This is a genomic window from Halocella sp. SP3-1 (genome assembly GCF_003953885.1).
GTDB classification, from domain to species: domain Bacteria; phylum Bacillota; class Halanaerobiia; order Halanaerobiales; family DTU029; genus Iocasia; species Iocasia fonsfrigidae.
On record NZ_CP032760.1, the window covers coordinates 2700989 to 2721986 of the forward strand.

18 protein-coding genes and 1 pseudogene are annotated in these 20998 nt (G+C 31.6%); 1 reads left to right on the forward strand and 18 read right to left on the reverse strand.

Translation table 11 applies throughout. The features are described from left to right. Positions 1–58: 58 nt before the first annotated feature. On the reverse strand, positions 59–748 hold the full coding sequence (locus D7D81_RS12945; protein WP_125990516.1) for an RDD family protein: 690 nt from the start codon (positions 746–748) through the stop codon (positions 59–61). Between the two features lie 127 nt (positions 749–875). On the opposite strand from D7D81_RS12945, the gene D7D81_RS12950 reads away from it, so the two are divergent. Continuing rightward, positions 876–1826: a stage II sporulation protein M gene (locus tag D7D81_RS12950; RefSeq protein ID WP_125990517.1), complete on the forward strand. Its 951-nt coding sequence runs from the start codon at positions 876–878 to the stop codon at positions 1824–1826. On the opposite strand, the gene D7D81_RS12955 is transcribed toward D7D81_RS12950, so the two are convergent. The 17 genes and pseudogenes from D7D81_RS12955 to ltrA form a co-directional block, all read right to left on the reverse strand. Next, the gene (locus D7D81_RS12955; RefSeq protein ID WP_125990518.1) at positions 1827–3140 is read right to left on the reverse strand and encodes a DUF58 domain-containing protein; all 1314 of its coding nucleotides are present in this window, start codon (positions 3138–3140) and stop codon (positions 1827–1829) included. An 18-nt stretch (positions 3141–3158) separates the two neighbouring features. After that, positions 3159–4124, reverse strand: a complete 966-nt coding sequence (locus D7D81_RS12960) for an AAA family ATPase (protein ID WP_125990519.1) — start codon at positions 4122–4124, stop codon at positions 3159–3161. Further along, positions 4097–5101 (reverse strand): DUF4350 domain-containing protein, encoded by a 1005-nt coding sequence (locus tag D7D81_RS12965; RefSeq protein ID WP_125990520.1) that lies wholly within the window; start codon positions 5099–5101, stop codon positions 4097–4099. The genes D7D81_RS12960 and D7D81_RS12965 overlap by 28 nt, the downstream gene beginning before the upstream one ends. Further along, positions 5082–5732: a hypothetical protein gene (locus D7D81_RS12970; RefSeq protein ID WP_125990521.1), complete on the reverse strand. Its 651-nt coding sequence runs from the start codon at positions 5730–5732 to the stop codon at positions 5082–5084. The genes D7D81_RS12965 and D7D81_RS12970 overlap by 20 nt, the downstream gene beginning before the upstream one ends. Then, entirely contained in the window at positions 5713–6696 is a 984-nt protein-coding gene (locus D7D81_RS12975) for a hypothetical protein (protein ID WP_125990522.1), read from the reverse strand. Before D7D81_RS12975 ends, D7D81_RS12970 begins: the two co-directional genes overlap by 20 nt. A 187-nt stretch (positions 6697–6883) precedes the next feature. Continuing rightward, the gene (locus D7D81_RS12980) at positions 6884–8935 is read right to left on the reverse strand and encodes a hypothetical protein (RefSeq protein ID WP_125990523.1); all 2052 of its coding nucleotides are present in this window, start codon (positions 8933–8935) and stop codon (positions 6884–6886) included. 261 nt (positions 8936–9196) lie between these two features. After that, positions 9197–9703, reverse strand: a complete 507-nt coding sequence (locus D7D81_RS12985) for a peptide deformylase (protein WP_125990524.1) — start codon at positions 9701–9703, stop codon at positions 9197–9199. A gap of 143 nt (positions 9704–9846) precedes the next feature. Beyond that, complete coding sequence (gene rocF / locus D7D81_RS12990; protein ID WP_125990525.1) at positions 9847–10737, reverse strand: arginase; 891 nt, start codon at positions 10735–10737, stop codon at positions 9847–9849. A 120-nt stretch (positions 10738–10857) separates the two neighbouring features. Continuing rightward, entirely contained in the window at positions 10858–11592 is a 735-nt protein-coding gene (locus tag D7D81_RS12995) for an ABC transporter permease (RefSeq protein WP_125990526.1), read from the reverse strand. Continuing rightward, on the reverse strand, positions 11585–12505 hold the full coding sequence (locus tag D7D81_RS13000) for an ABC transporter ATP-binding protein (protein WP_125990527.1): 921 nt from the start codon (positions 12503–12505) through the stop codon (positions 11585–11587). The genes D7D81_RS12995 and D7D81_RS13000 overlap by 8 nt, the downstream gene beginning before the upstream one ends. Before the next feature lie 109 nt (positions 12506–12614). Continuing rightward, positions 12615–13619, reverse strand: a complete 1005-nt coding sequence (locus D7D81_RS13005; RefSeq protein WP_125990528.1) for a sensor histidine kinase — start codon at positions 13617–13619, stop codon at positions 12615–12617. A gap of 1 nt (position 13620) precedes the next feature. Further along, entirely contained in the window at positions 13621–14334 is a 714-nt protein-coding gene (locus D7D81_RS13010) for a response regulator transcription factor (RefSeq protein WP_125990529.1), read from the reverse strand. Between the two features lie 309 nt (positions 14335–14643). Continuing rightward, positions 14644–15489 carry a 23S ribosomal RNA methyltransferase Erm gene (gene erm / locus D7D81_RS13015; protein ID WP_164522252.1) on the reverse strand — a complete coding sequence of 282 codons (846 nt, stop codon included), beginning with the start codon at positions 15487–15489 and terminating at the stop codon, positions 14644–14646. Positions 15490–16094: 605 nt separating this feature from the next. Next, positions 16095–17351, reverse strand: a complete 1257-nt coding sequence (locus D7D81_RS13020; RefSeq protein WP_125990531.1) for a hypothetical protein — start codon at positions 17349–17351, stop codon at positions 16095–16097. A gap of 342 nt (positions 17352–17693) precedes the next feature. Continuing rightward, positions 17694–17918 carry a PI-PLC domain-containing protein gene (locus D7D81_RS13025; protein ID WP_125990532.1) on the reverse strand — a complete coding sequence of 75 codons (225 nt, stop codon included), beginning with the start codon at positions 17916–17918 and terminating at the stop codon, positions 17694–17696. Positions 17919–18302: 384 nt separating this feature from the next. Next, a pseudogene (locus D7D81_RS13030) lies at positions 18303–18916 on the reverse strand (GyrI-like domain-containing protein); the annotation flags it as partial. 405 nt (positions 18917–19321) lie between these two features. After that, a complete protein-coding gene (gene ltrA / locus D7D81_RS13035) occupies positions 19322–20617 on the reverse strand; it encodes a group II intron reverse transcriptase/maturase (RefSeq protein WP_125989664.1) in 1296 nt (431 codons plus the stop codon). Positions 20618–20998 lie beyond the last annotated feature (381 nt).

Here is a 20998-nt window from a genome sequence, read left to right on the forward strand (position 1 = left end):
GTCTAAATCATCCCTTAAATATTACTGTTTGATTTTCCTAAAGTTTAAAAAAGAAATATTAAGAACTAAAAATATCCCCCAGGTTTTTTAAAACATCTGGATTTTCATATTTATTTGTAAGGTAATATTCAAGTTTATTTTTAAGAATAGAACTGTTTATTATGGTATTTTTTCGTACAAAATAGTCCTGCAATAGTTTATTATCTTCTTCTGAAAGATGAAGACTATTAAAAAGACTATCCTCTGGTAGATTTTCCAGTGTTATCGGATAGGGGATATCCTTTTCTACAACTACAATAGTAGAGGCAGCAAAATCCCCTATCCGTTTATGTTCTTTTGTGAAAAATATAGAGACAACTCCCACACCAAGCATATCCAGAAAAACCCTGAATAAGTTTCTAATTGCAGAATGTTTCAAGGTTAAAGGCTGGCCATTATTCCTGATCGTTCGTAGTTTTAGTATTTTTTTACCTGGTGTTCTACCATTCATATTAAGTTCCATAAAAATATAATAAGCATAACTTATTACTGCATTAATTAAAATAGATATAGCAATTATCCAGGCTAAATATTCATCCCAAAAGTCAGGGGCATAAATAACAATTAATACTATAGCTATAGCAAGAAGTATCAACAAGAAACCCTGAATTGCCAGATCAATGACTGCTGCTGCAACACGGGAACCTAAATCAGCCAGTGTATATTCCACATCTATATTTTCTGGGGTTGTTAACTCTATTTTTTTCATCAATCATCACTCCATCTTCTTGTTTTTTTAATATAAACCAACTATATAGTTGTGTGTTCTTTTTATATGCCAACACAAAGTAAAAAAAATTCTACTGTCATAAAGAATAATTAAATGAGGTGAAAAAATGCAGGAAAGCAAATTCATTAAAAAATATTCAGCCACTTGGGAAAAATTAGAATCCCTCTCTTCAATTATTAATAAAAAAGGTGTGAAATCTTTATCATCTAAACAAGTAAAGGATTTTCTAAATATATTTAAACAGTGCAGTCACCATCTGGCTTATACCAGAACCCATTTCCCTAATAGTAATATTGTAAGTTATTTAAATAATTTAGTCAGCAAAGGACACAGCCATGTTTATACCGTAAAAAAATCTTCTTTCCGTAATTTCAAAAACTATATCTTTTCTGGATTTCCTGAACTGCTAAAAAAAAATAGGATATACCTATTGGGTTCTTTGGGTTTTTTTACACTAGGAATAATAATCAGCTTTTTGTTTGTGCTGTATAAACCAGAACAGGCCCATCTATTCCTTCCTGGAGACCTGGTAGAATCTATCAAAGCAAATAAATTAGGTGGTGGTGAATGGAACTATCCACTGATGTCCAGCTATATTATGATTAATAATATTACTGTTGCCCTAAGGGCCTTTGTTTTAGGGATAACCCTTGGACTGGGAACTATCTATGTCCTGTTTTTTAATGGAACAATGCTGGGAGCACTGACTGCCCTTGTATATCTATATGCTGATCCTATAAAATACTGGTCCCTTATCCTGCCTCACGGTATAATCGAACTTTCTGCTATCTTTATTTCAGGGGCAGCCGGGTTGATTATTGCTAAAAGTATACTACTACCGGGAAAATACTCACGAAAACATGCCCTTATAGCTGCCAGCAAACAAGCGGTGTCCTTAGTTATTGGTGTAGTTTTTATGTTAATAATTGCTGGTATAATAGAAGGGTTCTTTACCCCACTTGATATTAGCAATCATTTGAAATTGTTATTTGCCGCTATAACTGCAATTATTTTAAGCATCTACTGCTCAATCCCTTATTTTAATAAACAGGACTAATTATAAAGACATTTTATTTTTAACTTCTATATATTTATTTATTGTGCTGTACTCCAGTTTTTCAGCAGGACATTCAAGACAAAAAATGCCTTTACGATTTAATAATTTAATTATCCGTTTTCTCTCATTAAGGAGTTCCAGAGCAACACCCTTAGTAAACAAATCTTCATGGTTCCCTATGTTTTGATTGGCCACCAATTCTCTGCTTTCATTCTTAATCAGGATAATAATCAGCAGATTGTTTTTAGAAACAAGGGGTAATAACTGAAGGATATTTTCTGCTTCACTTTCAGTTTCAAAGTCAGTAAAGAGGAAAATAATACTTCGATGGCGCTCCTTTTTCTTGAAATAACAAAATGCTTCTTGATAATTAGAGGTATAATTAGTGTAATCTATATGATATAGTGTTTCCATGATCTTCTTTCTATGTTCAACACCCTTTCCAGGCATAACAATACTGTCTATTCCAGTATTAAAAAGGAGTACAGCAGATTGATCCCCACTCTGATTTATCACATCTGATAAAACCAAAGCTGTATTTACTACCAGATCCAGCTTGCGATGTCCACGCACAGTATAACTCATAGGTCTCCCGATATCGATAAACATATAGACATGCTGGTTCTTCTCAGGTTCATATTGATTTAAAATCGGCTTATTGGCCCGCCCTGTTGCCTTCCAGTTAATCTTTTTATAGTCATCACCAGTAACATATTCACGTAAACTTTCAAAGGAGCTACCATTGCCAGACATCCTCAGACTTCTCCTGCCCTGTTTTAATAGACGGTTATTTGCCATTTTTAAACTATATTTATGTAAATTCTTCATATTAGGATAGACCTTATATTCGCGGTTAAGCTTAAGCTGGAATACCTTTGTACAGAGATTTAGACGACCGTTATATTTAAGATGAAGGTTTTTAAATGTAAAGGCCCCCCTTTTAGTCGGGACTACCCGATAATTAAATTTCTTTTTTTCACCTGGACTAATCATACCAGTCATTAGATAGTCTTCCACTTGAAAATGGAATTCAGGAACCTCATCCTTTAACTCAAGGGATAGTTTATAAGGACTTTTATTATAAAGCTGAAAACTGATCACTTCCTCTTCAAATAAAGACAGTTTTTCTTTCCCACAGCGTTTCACGGCTAGACAAGATACCCCTGGTGATATATAATAATCGATTATTAGCAAAATTATACATAATACATTGTATATTAAAAAAACAGTAAAAGAATTATTAATAAAAGCTGCAGCAATAAGTAATATTAGTCCAATTAATAATAAATAAACAAAACGTCTACTAATACCCAAAATTATCCCTCCCCTTTTTTATCTGGGTACTTCTATTTTAGAAAGTATCTCAGCTAAAACCTGCTCCGGTTTAACTCCTTCAAGGCTCAGTTCAGGTTTTAAAATAATTCTGTGCCTAAGAGTTGGGATAGTCATTTTTTTGATATCATCTGGAATAACAAAACTTCTTCCCTGATAAGCAGCACATGCTTTCGAAGACTGCAGTAAGGCAATTCCTCCTCTAGGAGAACTGCCGATTTCAATTGCTTGATTCTGCCTTGTTTGTGTTACTATATTGACCATATAGGCCCTTAAATCTTCATCTACTTCCACCTTTTGCACCTCTTCTCTGGACCTTTCGATTTCCTCAGGTGAACAGACAGCCCTTACATGGCACTTATCTAAATCAACACTTGAAAAACCCTGGTGATGGCGTTTTAACACTTCATTTTCAGCCTTAAGAGAGGGATAGTCCACAATAACTTTCAGCAAAAAACGGTCTATTAATGCCTCTGACAAGGGATATGTTCCTTCATATTCCAGAGGATTCTGGGTAGCAATCATCATATAAGGTGAAGGTAATTGATGTGTATCTCCATCAATTGTAACAGCATTCTCTTCCATCGCTTCCAGTAAACCAGCTTGAGTCTTAGGAGGAGTACGGTTGATTTCATCAGCCAGTAAAAGATTGGTAAAAACAGGTCCTTTTTTCAAATCAAAACCCCTTGACTGTAGATTAAATATTTTTGTCCCTGTTATATCTGCTGGCATCAGATCAGGTGTAAATTGAATCTTTTTAAAATCTATTGCTAAAGCCCTGGCAAGAGCTCTGACTAATAAGGTTTTACCCAGACCAGGAACCCCTTCTAACAACAGATGTCCCCCACTTAGCAAGGTTATTAATGAAAGATCCAGGAGCTCTTCCTGTTCTACAATTACTTTCTTTAATTCTATCTTTATCTTTTCTACCAGATTATTTACTCTGTTTTTTTCAATATTTTCCAATATTCCTCTCTCCTTTTCCGTGATATTTCCTTTAATTTTTCTATGGTATTTACAACTTGAACAACTTCTTTTTCTTTTAATTTAACTGGTGGTTGATGCATAAAATTATAGACCTGTTTAGCTTCATTAAGGTGCGGCAGCCCCTCTTTTTGCCAATACTCCAACCACTTATCAACTGAACAACTGGTCTCTTGTAAAAAATCATTATAATAATTTTCCAGCATCAAATCCCAGCAGTCAGCTTGTTTATATAAGGAAGCAGCAGAATAAAGGAATTCATTTTCCGTTCTTTCTGTTTCTTCATAGAGGGGCAGCGGCTTACCAAAGCGTTTACCTTTATAGTAAAAAAAAGCAGCCAGAATGATAAATATCTGATATAAGCAATATTTTATTTCCATAGGGATAAAACCCCAGATGGTCAGCTGTCTATCAGTAACAAATAAATGTCTTTCATTGAAATATAATTTATTATAACGATAACTATTTATCTCTGTAAAAAGCTGATAAGCATTATCCGTTCCCCGGCTTAATCTGTCATTTGTTATGGAATTTACATCCGCCAGTATTATAAGACCAGCCTCTTCTTTGACAATCTTTATATCACTGTTAATCTCTTTGCTTTGGTCATAAAAATCATAATAAATATTACCAGGAGTTAGATAAAGTAGAATACCTCCCTTGCTTACCCATTCTTTAACTTCACTATTATCAGGATTAAAATTCCCAAAATAATCATCCGCCACGATCTGTATATTATTTTGCCCAGCTGAATTTATAGGTTGCAATGTTCTCTCAACAGGATAATCTAATTCTTTTAATAGCTGATAAAACACACTACAACCATACTCTGATCTGTTTAAGACTGAATAATTAGGTAAGTTATTTTTAATCCTACTTGAAATATAAAAACTGGCATAGAGGAAAACTGGTACTAGAATAAAAAAGCAAATTAACTCTTTATTTATTCTTCTTTTCATAATTTATTACCTCATTCCACACTAGATTAAAATCATCAAGCCAGTTTTCATATGTTTCCTGAGGACATTTCTGATGACCATACCAGCTTAAATTAAATAAAATAACTAAATCTTGAAAAATTGAAACTTCAGGAAAATTATTTTCCTGCAGCAATTGACAGATTTCATAATTGGTCTTACTCTCTTCTAGATACAGTACTCTCTTCTCATGCATTAACAATAACAGACTAATAAAATTATACCTAATTGCCTGTCTAAAATCACCCTGTTCCTGAAAACCTGTAGCCCTATTTCTTAAACTTTTCGGAGTGGTATTTTCATCAATTTTTTCTCCCAAAATCTCTTTAACCTTTCTCGCTCTTTCAAAACCCTTATTTATAATTACTAATACTAAAATTATTATCCCCATAATAAGCAGGATTCCTATAATAATAAAAAATGTTGACAGCTTTTCTGGTATTGAAGGAGATATATCCCAGTTAGCATTTTCTAGTTTTTTAAATATCCAGTAGGCAATTTTCTCCTTGAGTTTATTAATGAAATCACTTAAATGCTTATTCAAATGTCTATACTCATTACGGCTTAATATCTTACTTATAACATTATCAAATTCATGTTTGGAGGGAATCACTTAATTGTTTCCTTTCCTTTTTATCTACTAACTTTTCTAATCTTAAAACAAGATCAAAGCCTTCTTTTTTAAACCGTTGATTAAAGTATAAATTTGTCATCATTATGGTCAGTAATGGAGATATCACTAACCAGTTTACCATAAAAAATGGCCATCTAGTAAATGAATATATTTGAGCCATAAAAGTCATATAATCCAGCTGCATGTTTAAGATTTTCATTATTAAATAGACCAGACCTAATATTAGTGCTAAAAAGCTCTGTAATGAAATATAAATAGCATAAATACTTAGCATAAATAATATAATACATCCAAATACCTTCCAAAAATTTTTCTTAACAAGCTGATAACTCTTTTTAATACTACTAAAACCCCCTTTTTTCTCTATAATGGCAGCATGTAGAGCAAAAGAAAGTATTGTAATATAACTTAAAACCAGCATTATAGCAGCAAATAAAAATATTATTAAAAAGATTATAAAGGGGATTTGACCCTGAAAACCAAAGAGCACTATTTGTTCTATTTTCGGTGAAAGAATATATATCACAATAGCCAAAACAGCGATGATTGGTAAAAATAGAAACATAGCAGCAATTATAACCCTGATAACTTTAAAAAAACTCTTAATAGAACTTTTTATTGCCTGGTCTGCATAAATAGGCTCGTTTAAAAATTCCTGACTTGCAATTTTAATAATACCAACCTGAAAACATAGACCAAATCCAATAATAAAGAGTATATATAAAGTAACAATAGAAATTAGAAAAACATTAGTCATGAGCCCACCTGAAAGAAATGCTATACTTAGATTGACCCCAATAATAGCTCCCAAAAAAATAAACACTATCATCCCTACAAAAACAATTACACTGAAAGCAAGAATATATAATACTATTGTTTTTATGTATTTTCTTAAAATATCAAAAGCTTTATCGAATATGTCTGCACGACCCATCACTCCCATTGGAAACCCCCTACAAGATATTTTGATATTTACCTTTTCAATTATATTAGGCAAAAATAACACAAATATAATATTAAATATATTCCCGCTCAAATTACATTTTCCTTCCTTTTTTGATATCTTTTTTGCAGTTAGGAAAATATACCTACTCTGAAATCAGAATATAACACCACATCCATAAATTTTACTAGTCATTATCATTTGGATTAATTTTTTGTAAGATAGCATAAATTAATTTATCAATAATATTTTTTTTAACAAGCGGTTTTAATAAAAAACCTATACTTGAAGGTAATAGTATATATAATATAGCTTTGAGTATATTCTCAATTATTGGTGAAATATTAGTCCACGTCCATCCAAAATACTTTATTAAAATATATATAATAGCTATACTTAATACAAATATACATATAAAAGAAATCACCTGGTTCTGAATGTCTATTATTCTATTATTAGCCGCTATCTCCTCTTTTGAAATTCTAATTTGATTTTCATGATTGATAATATTTTCTATTAATTTCCTATTTTTTTTCACTTCTTTTCTTAAACTGAAAGTCAATTCTTCTTTAGTATTTTCAAAAATATTAATTTTTTTATTTGCCTTTTCTAGTTGAACCTTCATTTCTTCTGCTTTACTAATTAAATTGTCATATATCATTTCTTCTTTTTCACCATCAGACTTGCATTTTTCAAATTGATGGACAAAATAACTGTCTAATAGTATTTTTTTTGCTAATGAAGGTGAACCTTTATACTTACCGATTCTTGATAATATTTCCTGGGCAGTTTTGGTAGATATTGAATTTCGTGAAGATTTAAGAGAATTAGAAAAAAGATTTATAAATGCCTCATTATATAAATTATTTACAGGAGTGACAAATCTTAATATTTGAATTAATTGTGAAGGCAGGATTGCTAGAGGCACTGTGTTTTTCAATTCAGTTTTTTGTAAATTTATAATAAAATGATCAGTTGTAAGAAACCATGCGTTTGTGTCCATAATATTACTGCATTCATCATTTCTGTAATAATCTATCATTGCTAAATTATAGGCGTCATGTTCAACAGAATAATCCATTTTTATCTTTCCTTCTGGATCTATTTTTCTAAAAATTGAGATATATTCATTGATTTTTTTATTAAAATCATTGGGCAAATCAGGATGTTTTTTTTCTATATTAATACCATCTTTTTTTAATAAATCATCTATATGTTTATAATGATTAATAAAATCTTTAAGAGAGGTTCCTTTTATACTATTTTCTCTCCAATATGTCGTAACATAATTTTCCTGAGTAATATTACTATAACCAATTTTAGCTAATTCAATTTTTACCGGGTATTTTTTTAACAATTTTGCATCATAAGATAATCTTTCTCTTAATTCCTCTAAAGTCTTCATACTTACTCTTAAGTCTATATCAAAACTATGGCACATTTCTACTACTTCTTTTGTTATTTTATGCCTATCTTCACCTTGTAGATTTTCTAATCTATAAACTACACTTGAATCCAAATATATCTTTTTACCTTTCACTTTTTCTTTAAAATTATCCATTATTTTCGGGTCACAAACCACTGTTAAAAACTTAAAGGCCTTATCCAAAAATTGTATTAAATAAGCAGCCCGTTCTTTATCTGCTCTAGAAAAAAAACCAGGAAATTCATTATACTCAATCAATTTAATTTCTTTATTCCTATTAGGTAATGAATCAATTACGCTTTTCATATCCAGACTGTTTTGGAATAAATTATTAATATTATTCATTATTAAAGATAAACTTTCAAGACCATGTCTAATAAATAGAGTTTTTAAAAATAAAATAAAATCTTTTTTTATTATTTTTAGGTCACTATTAGAAAGAAAAAGGTAATGTGGACGTATTTCATTATATAACCATATATTTAATATTTTATCTTGATTTTTATGCCCTAAATTTATTTTTTCCTTAATTTCATCATATTTTTCTGGTATAAGCATAAATTTATTTTTTGATTTTAATACATAATTAATAGCTACTAAATCGTTTAAAATTTGAACTAATTCGTTTTTATTTATTTGTACACCTAGGCTATTACGAATTTGTTCTTTTAATTCCAAGACAGTAACACTTGATTTCTCAGTATGATAGAGTCCACTTAAAACCAGGTCTTGCTTAGTTTGTTCTGTATCATCATCACTATTGGGTACAAAATGTGATAACCTGTTAATTAAAATATCATCTTGAGTCATCATATTAAAACCCCCTTAGCAAAATTTGATATACTCTTCATTGACCTCATATGCCGCTTGCCTTATATTTTATAATTATCCATATATTTCTTTTCTCCTTCTTTAATATATAGGTCAAAGGTTATAATATAAAAAATTAGCCCACCTTTTTAAGGTTGGGCTTACATATTTACTTAATCTAAAGCTAATATTATAATTTTTCATCTGACTATCGCTGCAATAAATTCATCTTTTATATTTAACCATAAATTAATTTCTTTTTTTTTATTTATATCTCCTTTCCCATTCATTTCTCATTATAATCTTATTATCAACTAAATAGTCAGTAGCCAACTTGCCAGAAAGATGGTCGATTTCATGTTGAAATAATTCTGACAAATCATCATTAAATTGTTTGATTAGTTCTTTTCCCGTTTCATTTTGATATTTAACTCTTATACTCTTATGTCTGGCAATATTAACAAAGAAAGCAACATCAAAACTAAAACAACTATCCCAAACATCAAACATTTCTTCACTTTTCCAGATGATTTCTGGGTTAACCATAACCATCTCTTCATCATTTGATTTATAGTAAACTACCTTTTTCATATGACCTATTTGTGGAGCTGCCAGTGCTCTACCTATATTCTTTTCATCTTGAAGAAAAGACAATGTATCCTTCAAATCTTGAACAACTTCTAGTAATTCTCCAGTAAAATCAGTCATATTTGACGATTTTTCTCTTAACTTTGGATTACCAATCATTAATACTTCTTTTTTAGCCATCATTTAATACCTCCCTAGCTGATCTTTTCTAAAACTATATTATAACGCTTACTTCTTTTTACCATCTTGCCATACTCTGTAGTACAAGATTATATTATTTAATACTTTTATAAGTATAGGCCACCACAACTATATAGATAACATTTTTAAAGTAAATTTTCAACTAACTTTACCACATTTCTCGCAGTTTGTTGGTTAACATCCAACTTAGGATTCACCTCAACAAATTCCGCTGAGCTTAATAATTTTGATTCGCGTATTGTTTTCATAGCAATAATTCCATCAGATAATGATACACCATCTGCACAAGGAGTACGAACACCAGGAACATAATTAGGATCTAATACATCCATATCAAAACTTAAATGAATCCCATCACAGTTTTTTCCTAAATAATCTAATACATCTATCATTACATTCTCTATACCCTTTCGGTTAATTTCTTTCATCGAAAAAACTTTTATGTCATGATTATCTATAAACTTTATTTCTCCCGGATCTAATTCTCTAGTACCAACAAGGACTATATTTTTATGTTTAACTTTAGGACCTGAATATCCTACTTCCAAAAATCTAGGATAACCATACCCAAGGTTTACAGCTAAAGGCATTCCATATATATTCCCGCTAAGAGAGGTATCTGGTGTATTAAGGTCTGCATGGGCATCAAACCAAATAATTCCCAAATTATTATAATTTAAAGATATCCCTGCAATAGTTGCTATAGAAATACTATGATCACCACCAATAATTAAAGAAAATTTATCAGTAGTACAAAAGTTTTTTACTTTGTTTGCTAATCGTTCAAATTCTTTAGTAACAATCCTAATATCTAAAGAAACATTATTAAAATCATTTAAGTGATCAACTAATTCTACATCTGAATCCCAATCTCCTTCATCATAAACATTATATCCTTTACATTCAAGTCCTCTGATTAGACCTGCTTTTCTTATAGCATCTGGACCATTATTTGCTCCTCGCTTATAAATACCTAAATCTACTTTGATTCCTAAAATTGATATATTATTATTCATCTGATACCTCCAACAATGTTTTTTCACTAATTCTTTATGCTTTTTACTTATATCTTTTAATGTATTCCTAACAATTATCCTAAACACACAGGGTAACCTATCAACTTTTAGCTTAGCCAACTAATCTATATCTGTTTTATTGAAATAAATAAGAGTAGCAGTTAAAGATATAATGAAGACTCCAATAATAATTAGCCAACTTATTAGAATTGGGTATTCTGACTGCTGATTATTCATTGTCATTAAAACAGGAATACCCCAGGGATATAAGGCTATATATTTCGAGTTCATGATAACCAAAGTAGCTAGAGTAGCAAATATACTGAAGGCAATTGATGGTATATAAGTTCTAAATAAAATAGTGATCAGAGTTATGACTGGTGTTAATAAATAAAGTAAAAAACCGGTGAAGATATATTTTTTAAAGGATAACAGTAATATATTGGTCTGAAAACCCTCAAATCCCCCTATTAATCCTAATAAAATAACCATGAAAAAGGAATAAATCATTATTATTTCAATCCAGACTATTAGAATAAATAATTTACTCAAAACTAACTGTGTCCGTCCAACTGGAATCGTTAATAGATTTTTAAGTGTGTCTTCCTCAAATTCCCTGTTAAATAAATAGGTGGTGATTAAAGCAAAAAGCATTGTACCAACTAAAAAGGCGATAAATAGATGTGTTTGACTTAAAAAACTCTTCATAGTAAGAGTTTCTGCCGGGTTTTGCTGGTGATGAGCAAGTAGCATAAAAAAGGTCAATAACGGAGATACAATTCCTCCCAGCAAACTAAGCAGAAACATCTTTGAATTTTTCATTTTCAGTAATTCAGTATATACTAAACTATTCAATTACCTCACCCCCTGTTAATTTAACAAAATAATCTTCCAGATTATCTTCACTAAGTTTAATTTTGCTTACTTCAATATCTTCATTAACTAAGACTTTATTAATCCTGGCTACCTTATCATGGTCTGTATATATTCTAATAGTCTCTTCCGGATAAACCTCATAATCTTCTATACCAAATTCATTTTCCAACAGCAGCGCAGTCCGGGCATCATCAGATACCTTTAGTTCAATATATCTCCTATTCTTCTTTCTTAATTCTTCAAAATTAATCTCTTCCACCAGACGTCCTTCATGAATTACCCCGATGGTATCAGCTAACTGTTCCACCTCACTTAAAATATGGCTGGACATAAAAATAGTAATTTTCTTTTTCTCAGCTAAGGTCTTGATCAATTTCCTTATCTCCTTTATTCCTACCGGGTCTAAGCCATTTGTTGGCTCATCCAGAATTAAAAGTTCAGGATCATGCAGTATTGCCCTGGCTATTCCCAGCCTCTGTTTCATTCCCAGGGAATAATTTCCTACTGCTTTATTTCTTTCTTCGTAAAGCCCAACTATATTTAATACTTCTTTGATAGCATCTTTTTTCTTAATACCTATCAAGGTAGTATTTATCTTAAGATTATCCACTGCAGAAAGGTTATTATAAAATCCTGAAAATTCAATGGTAGACCCAATCCTATTTAAGATTTCTCTTTTATTTGCTGAAAAATCTTCCCCAAATATTTTGATTTCCCCTTCACTTGGTCTGATTAAACCTAACAACATCCTGATGGTCGTTGTTTTCCCAGCCCCATTACGTCCTAAAAAGCCATATATTTCTCCAGGTCTTACTGTTATATTAATCCTATCTACAGCTTTCTGGAGACCATAATGTTTGGAAAGGTTTATAGTTTCAATTATTCTATCCATATTTGATACCTCCTCTTTTACTGTCTCCATTATATAATAATAAATTTTACATTGTACTTAATAATTCCTTAAGATTTTCTTAAGAAGAAATTTAAATCACCTAGATTTGTCAGATTCCCGGAAAATATAATTTAAAAACCGTTTTTTCCCCAGGAATACTCTCCAAACCAATCTTACCTCCATGCTCTTCCAGCAATTTTTTCGCTATTGCCAGACCCAACCCACTACCACTACCTACCAGAGATTTATTCCTGCTTTTTTCTCCCATATAAAGGCGTTCAAAGACATAAGGAATATCCTTTTCTTCTATACCTTGTCCTTTATCCCAGACAGATAAAATAAAACCCTTCTCAAACGGAGACAATTCAACCCCAATAAACCCACCATCTTTGCCGTACTCAATACTATTTTTTAAGATATTTTTGATTATTCTTTCAACACTTAAACGGTCAGCATAAATTATACATTCATCTTCAGGTATATTTATTTTCATATCAAAGCCTTCCTGCTTTATTCCAGGTAGAAAATCTATTAGACATTCTCGAATAATCTCCGCCAGATCAAGTAATTGAAAATTTAATTCAAAATCATCAGCATCAAGCCGGGCCATTTGGAATATTTCATCTACTAGTCTTTTGAGATTTTCTGCTTTAGTAACCAGGGTATCAAGATATTTTTCCTTCTCTTCCTTGTCTAAAGCTAGATCATCCCTTAAGGCCTCAACATAACCCAGAATAGAAGTTAAAGGTGTCCTGATATCATGAGAAATATTGGATAGAAGTCTTTTGCGTGCCTCATCAGCCTCTTTACTTGTAATAATCTCTTCCTGTAATTTCTCTGTTATTTGATTTAAAATTACTACCATTTCTGAATAAATACCAATATCCCCTATATATACACGACGGTTAAGATTCCCTGCTAAAATATCTCTAAGATAATTAAGTATTGAATGATATATTTTTTTCCTTTTAATAATTCGGTATAATAAAATAATGAATACAATACTTAATAATATAAAAATAGCAAGTTCTATCGGAGTAGTTTCTATCAAAAAAAACAATGTTATATTTAAAAAAATTAGTGAAATAATTAGACTCAATTCCAATTTAAACATCTTATTCACCTTCCGAAAAACGGTAACCAATTCCCCAGACAGTTATAATAAACTGGGGATTCTGAGGGTCTTCCTCGATTTTCTTTCTCAATCTCCTGATATGCACCATTACATTGTTATCAGCTTCAAGATAGTCGTCTCCCCAGACCTTATTAAAAATCTGTTTTTTTGTATATACCTTTCCTGGATCAGCTATTAATATTTTTAAAATCTTAAATTCAGTTGATGTTAGTTTGACTTCCTCTCCATCTTTATATACCAGATATCTATCCAGGTCAATAGATAAAGAACCAAATTCAAGCAGACCATTTCCATGACTGCTATTCCTACTATCATCCCCTCCCAGCATATAAAACCTCCGCAATTGGGCTTTAACCCTGGCAATAAGTTCAGCCATCGAAAAAGGCTTTGTAATATAATCATCAGCCCCAATCCTCAGCCCGAGAATCCTGTCAATTTCACTATCTTTTGCAGTAAGCATAATAATAGGGATATTTGCCCTATCTCTGATCAATTTACAGACTTCAATGCCATCAGTACCAGGCAGCATGATATCCAGTATTACTAAATTATACTCTCTTTTTTTAAATAACTCTACAGCACCCTCTCCATCTGAAACTGTATCAACATGGTAACCTTCCCTGCTTAAATATTGTTCAAGCAATTCCCTTATTTCAGCTTCATCATCAGCAAAAAGAATTCTTATATCTTTCATAAATTCACCAACCTATTATGTATTTTAATCCCCGGTTAAACAAAAGTTTAAACAGTAAAACAAAACATTATGCCTTCTATTTACATCTTCTTAGTCATTAATTAATAAATTCCTTCTTTCAATCTTACAAAATCATGGAACCGGTCCAAAATCTCTATTATTTCTTCACTAAATCCCTTTTAAATTGTCCTGGCGGAATTACCTCTACATAGTATAAGGTGAAATATATTTTATTACTGATGATCTTGATGCAAAAATAGCACCATCATCTATCTAGTTACGGTTTCGATGCATTTTATCTAATTTCTTCTATTGATTGAGCAAACTGGAATAAGCCCCGTTTACTAATTTTCGTTTTTTCACAGTCATACCAGGTGCAGAAGAAAAGAAACAAAAAAGTTGGTACCACTGTTCAAAATTAAGATCAGTTGGATCAGCTTTCATCTTAAATCCATTATCACTCGCCAGGCGTTTAAACTGCCTGTAGCTAAAAATGTTTTTACACTTATTTTTTAACCCATTATTATTTTGACTAAAAATATATGCTAGGAAATCCTGGTAAAGTCTTCCCTGTCCTTCTTTAATCAACAACTCTCGTCTTTTCTTAATATGCAGCATAACTATATCAACATCTGGTATCGGTCTAAAATCTTTCCTTTTGAATCTATGAATTATCTCAAATTCAAAATATGGTTTTAACAGTAAAGAACGAAGTGATCCCTTATAATAAGACTGCCCAGTATATTTCCAGGCTGCTTCTTTTTGGATAATCAGATAGGAATCCTTAGGTGCTCTTGAGATTTCTGTTAATTTTTTTATTATTTCTGCTGTTATATTAAAAGGGATACTGGCAAACACTTTATATCTTTTATTTTTTGGTAAACTATAGTTTAAAAAATTCTGCTCTATAATCTCCACATTTTTACTGGGTAAAAACATATTATTTAAATATCGACAAAGGGATTGATCATATTCTATAGCCACCACTTGTTTAACCATTTCAGCCAATTCTCTAGTAATAATCCCTTTACCTGAACCTATTTCCAACACATAATCATCCTCAGTTAGATTAGTCTTTTCGATTAAATCAATTATCAAACTAGAACTTTGCAAAAAATTTTGTGTATACTTTAATTGCAGTTGACCTTTATCCATTTTAAGAATCCACTCCTTTAATTTAAATATTCTTATAAGCGGATTCTTAAAAATAAACATTCATATAATTCCTATGACATTGAACCTTGCTAGTTTATTGCATAAATAAACTAATAACATATTTTTAGCCCTAATTATTGTTTATCATAGGAAATTAAAAAGAGGTTGCAAATGAACATAGAGTTCACCTACAACCTTCAATTGCACATATATTTTCTAATATCCTTATAATATATTCAAGAAAAACACACTATATAAAAAGATAAATATCTTCAAAAAATGATATATATTATCAAGACATAGAAATGACGTGATCCAACAGGAACCACGGCTTTTAATTAATTATATTATTAAAAGGGTGTTGAATAATGTTCATTAAGAATCCGCAAATAAGATGAAATAAAACAACTAAGTTTCTTATGTTCTGTAAATTTCAACCTTCACCTTATTATTTATTCAGTTTGTTGAATTAGCCAACTAACTGGCGAATTCTTGCAAAACCACCCATTTTACAACCCTCACTTTCAAAAATTCTATTCTTATATTACCATATAATTTGAAGATATTCAATATTTAAATCATATTAGACCTGTGAGATATATTTTTCACTCCATTATATTTACTCGATAAGAAAACGAATGCCAGATTCCAAAGTTATCTTTAACAGTTATACCCCTCTGGCCTCCCATCGCTGTATCAAGATAATAGGGATAACTTTTTCCTACAGTATAGTGGCTTCTAAAATTACTGGTAAAACTTCTCCCTTTCAGTGCATCAAACTGAATTTCAATATCTGTAATCTTTAATACTTGAGTTAGCTGAGTTGAATCTCCATAATTAGATTCATGTATTTTTTGAACATTACTATTTTCTTTTAAGACATTAATATCTGTTTGCATAGCTGCAATAATCTCTTTTAAATTATTTTCTGGTGAACTATAGATAGAAAGTATATCTTCCACAGCTCTTTGTCTATATTTCTTAACTTCATCTGTTAATTTATAATTATTTGTTTCTAATAGTTTGAGGAAATCTTTTAAGGACTCAAGCAAACTACTATTCCTGGATTGCTTATTTTTTACCATCTCTGAATAGATATTCCTGGCCTCAGCCTCTATCATCTTTGAGTCATAGGTGAAAAGAGGAGTGTTATTCAAGCCATAAAATATAAAAGTAAGATATTTATTATACAACTCTTTTATATTATCTATTTTTATTGAATCAGGGTATTGGATAATAAATTCTTCCTGTGACAATGCCCTATTCAGAACTTCATCCCATCCAATAACTAGGGCTGCATCTTTGGCCGGAACTTCCTTTGATTCAACAGACATGATATTGATATACTCCTCCATATCAGTAGTTAGATGGGGACTATATCGCTGATAAAATTGATAATCGATTATAGGAAAAAACATACCTTCCGCAGTCTCCACTTTATAGCCACTCTTTCTTGTCTCTATTAAAAATTCTTTTAATTCTTGATCAGCTAGTTTATTTACTTCATTTATATTATTAATTTTACTGAGATCAAATCCATTTTGATAGATTTTATATATTCTCATTTGCTGATCATTACTATAAAACTTTCCTTCCACACTGGATAGATGATTTCTTTGGAAATCCTCAAATTCATTAATCATCTGTGACGCTTTTTCTTCTGATATGAGTGAAATATTATTATTAATAAAGTCCAAAATCCATTTTAAACCCTTTTCCATCTGCAGTAAGTCATTAAACTTTTGCATTATTGACTCCTGCCTGTCATACATATCAATTTTTTCTTCATCCTGACCATAAGCCATTAATGTAGAAAAGACAATAAGCAACAACACTAATATTATAATAGCTTTATTTTTCATCTATAACATCTCCTCGTATTTTTGCCTCTCTATTAATTTAGACGAAAAAATCATTAAAATGTTCCACTTCCATTTCCCTCATTTCTTATCATATTGCTGGTCTCAGAAATCAGCTTTTACCTTCTTTATGCCTGCAATTACTGAACGGTTAAAGTACTGATAATCATAATTTTAAGTAAATTTCACCCTTTCCTGAAATTCTTGTCTTGATTATACCTCATTCTTTTTTACTTAACAACTCCATTCTCTTGAACATGTTTGAATTGAACTAATAGTGCTAAAATAATTGCTATTGTACTCTGAATGATATAAGATCTTAAAAAATTCTGTAACATGAAAATATTATTTCAAATATGAAGCAATTTTATCTATTCTATTTGTCCATATAACCCCTGTATAATTATCAGGAAGTTTCTCTAAATTCTCTATATTATCAAAACCGTCTGAATAACCACCTGTTCCATTGACCAGTACAAAACGAGTATTTACTTTTTCCATATGCTGCAGAAAACGGTCAGACCACCCCCAGAGAAAATTACCATAATTCAAGGGCATATGGATTTCCATATTTCTAATTGCCGGGGGAATAAAACCTTCTTAATAATTTTGAATAAGTCATAATAAAATTATTGCATTTTCTTGTGAGTAAAAATGTTCATCTTTAGACTCCTTATCCTTCCATTCTTGACCTTGATTTGACTAATACATATGACTATCGAACATATAAACCTTTTCTCTCACCAAAGATTTTCATGACTCTAACTGTCCCTGATATATAATATTGGCAAGAGACCTTGCATCGAACCTGCCCATTAACTAAATCTATATCCATAAGTAGGTCAGCATGACTTTTCAATAGCTGATCGGTATGAGACGTTTCCCCAACATTTCGCTCATACTGAGAATATACCCTGACCCCAACCGGACTTTTTAAAATTTACTTCTCTAGATTTATTTCTTTACAACTGGTATCCAGATTCCGCTTTTATATTTTTCTGATGATGTGTCTTTACTTTCATTCCACAGTATCTCCGGCCCTTCAGCTATTTCGTAATTTGAGGATGGAAACCACTCCACATAGATCCGTCCCCATGTATCCTGTAAGGTATCTGGAAATGGTCCTACTGATTCAAATACAGCCCAGGTTAAAGCAGGAACTTCTAAAGATACCAGATTACCAGAATAGTCTTTAGTTGTTGCTACACCTATATAATGGTCAAGTTCTCCTTTTTCCTCCATTCTTCCTTCTGAAAAATTTGCAGAGACCTGAATAATACCCTGTAGTTCAATGTTTGATAGTTGCTTTAGAGTATTAATCATCTCATCATCTAATTTCTTCCACATAGAGTTAATCTCAGGATTAGTTCCTTTAAAAACTATAGGTACTCTTTTCATTATTCCTACAATACTAAAGCCTCTTTCTCTACAATTTGGTAATTCATCGATTTTCCCCCTTTAATTGATAATTGGAAGGTCATCGCTGGAAAGGCTTTCAAAGAACGATCATTATTTCGGGCTTCTGATGGAATTATACCATGAAACCTTTTAAAAGCCCTTGTAAATGAAGATGACCTCCTTTCTATCAATATAATAATAAAGATATAATCTGGGCATCCGACATTCCGTGCACAGTTGTGTGGGGTTAAACAGATTAAAGTCTATCCAGCTCATACTTCTTCTTTCTACTATTGTTTTTAATGTCTCCATAAAAAATTCCTAACTATCTATTTGACTAGAATATATCATACCTAGGTTAAATAATCTATACTGAACAAATGTAAAAATACCCTTTTAATTCCATAGTACTACACATACACTATATCATTTATCTAGGCTGGTATTGCAGATAATGTACCAGAGATTTAAGAAATTCATGAAGCTTAGGGGTCAAGTAAGCGGGGCTTTACAACCCCAACTCCTCACAGAACCGTACGTGCCCTATTTAGGCATACGGCTCTTCACTCGATTATTCACCTAACATAACTAGCACCAGCACCTAATCTATATAAATTTACTTTTATTCTTGGCTTGACAATAGGATATTTCTCCAAGAATATTTCGAACTTCTCCCAGTCAAAGCTTTTCTTTTGACTGCGTCTGTTTAACCATTTATAAACTAGCTTTTGAACCTCATCATACAGGCTATCAATACTTTTGCTGTTATCTGATACTGCATAATAGTTGTATGTTCCTGTTAGTTTTCTGTTTAACTTCCTCATTAGTTCTTTTACTGGAAGAGTTCTATTATATTTTAGCCAGGATTTACATCTCATTATACTACGATGATATCGCTTATTACTTGTCTTTCTCTTTAGTCGTTTGATTCCATCCTTACATTTACCCATATAATGGGTAAATCCAAGAAAATCAAATGTGTCATTGTCATCATCAGCAGATACATTTACTATCTTAGTTTTCTCTTCTGATAACTCTAAACCGAATTTGGATATTCTTTCTTTCATTGCTTTATAGAAGTATTTTACATCTTCTTTATACTGTAGGCAAAATATTATATCATCTGCGTATCTCACCATGTAAGCTTTACCCTTTAACTCTTTACGCATTGTTTTATTAAACCATAGGTCAACAACATAATGTAGATATAAATTCGCCATAATTGGAGAACAGACTCCACCTTGCGGTGTTCCTTGTGGAGTGTCATATTTTATTCCTGCCTCCATGACTCCAGCCCGAAGAAGTCTCGATATGAGTCGTTGTATATTAGGATCTTTAATTCGATGGTCAATGAATTTCATCATCCACCCGTGGTCTACATTATCAAAGAATCCTTTAATATCTGTATCAACTACATAGTTAATATCATCTCTGTTAACTATTCTTCCTAATATTCTCAAGGCATCATGACAGTTTCTTCCTGGACGAAAACCAAATGAACATTCAAGAAAGTCTTCTTCATATATCGCATTTAGAATCTTTGATAGTGCCTTTTGAACTAGTTTGTCTTCGTATGCTGGAATCCCTAGCGGTCTCTTCTTCCCATTTTCTTTTGGAATATATACCCTTTTCGCAGGTAATGGCCTATATGCCCATCTTTTCATTCTAGCTATTAAGCTCTTAACATTCCCTGGAAGATTCTTTCCATACTCCGCTTTTGTTACTTCATCTACTCCAGCTGCTTTGTTTCCAGCTAGTTCATGATGACATTTGACTATCAATTCATAATTAATTAGATGTATTAGTGATGTAAATCTTTCATTAGGTCTATTTCTAGCTACTTCAGCTATTCTTGCAAGTTTCGTTTCCACATTTTCACCTATCTCTGTGTATAGAATATGTTTCCCTTTTAAGATTAATCTTGTGTAATCGCCTTCCCATCCACAGGCATTACTCTGCTTCCTCGGTACTATGCGATTATCCGACTCCCTGTAATATTAGATGTCCTTACTTTGTTATCGCTTGGTTACATCCTATCTCTCTGCGTAGAAATTACAGGGCCTCCCAAGTTAACAATATCATATCTATGTATAGCATGCGGAGGTCTCCGACCCCGGGGTGTTATTGTATTCTCGCTTATCGAATACTATAATGTTGCCTTCTGCTCAGTCGACAGCATCGGCCTTTCCCAATCTCCAAGATTTCGAGGCTCAATCCCTTCAGCTAAATGCTTACCGCCTACTACCTAACTG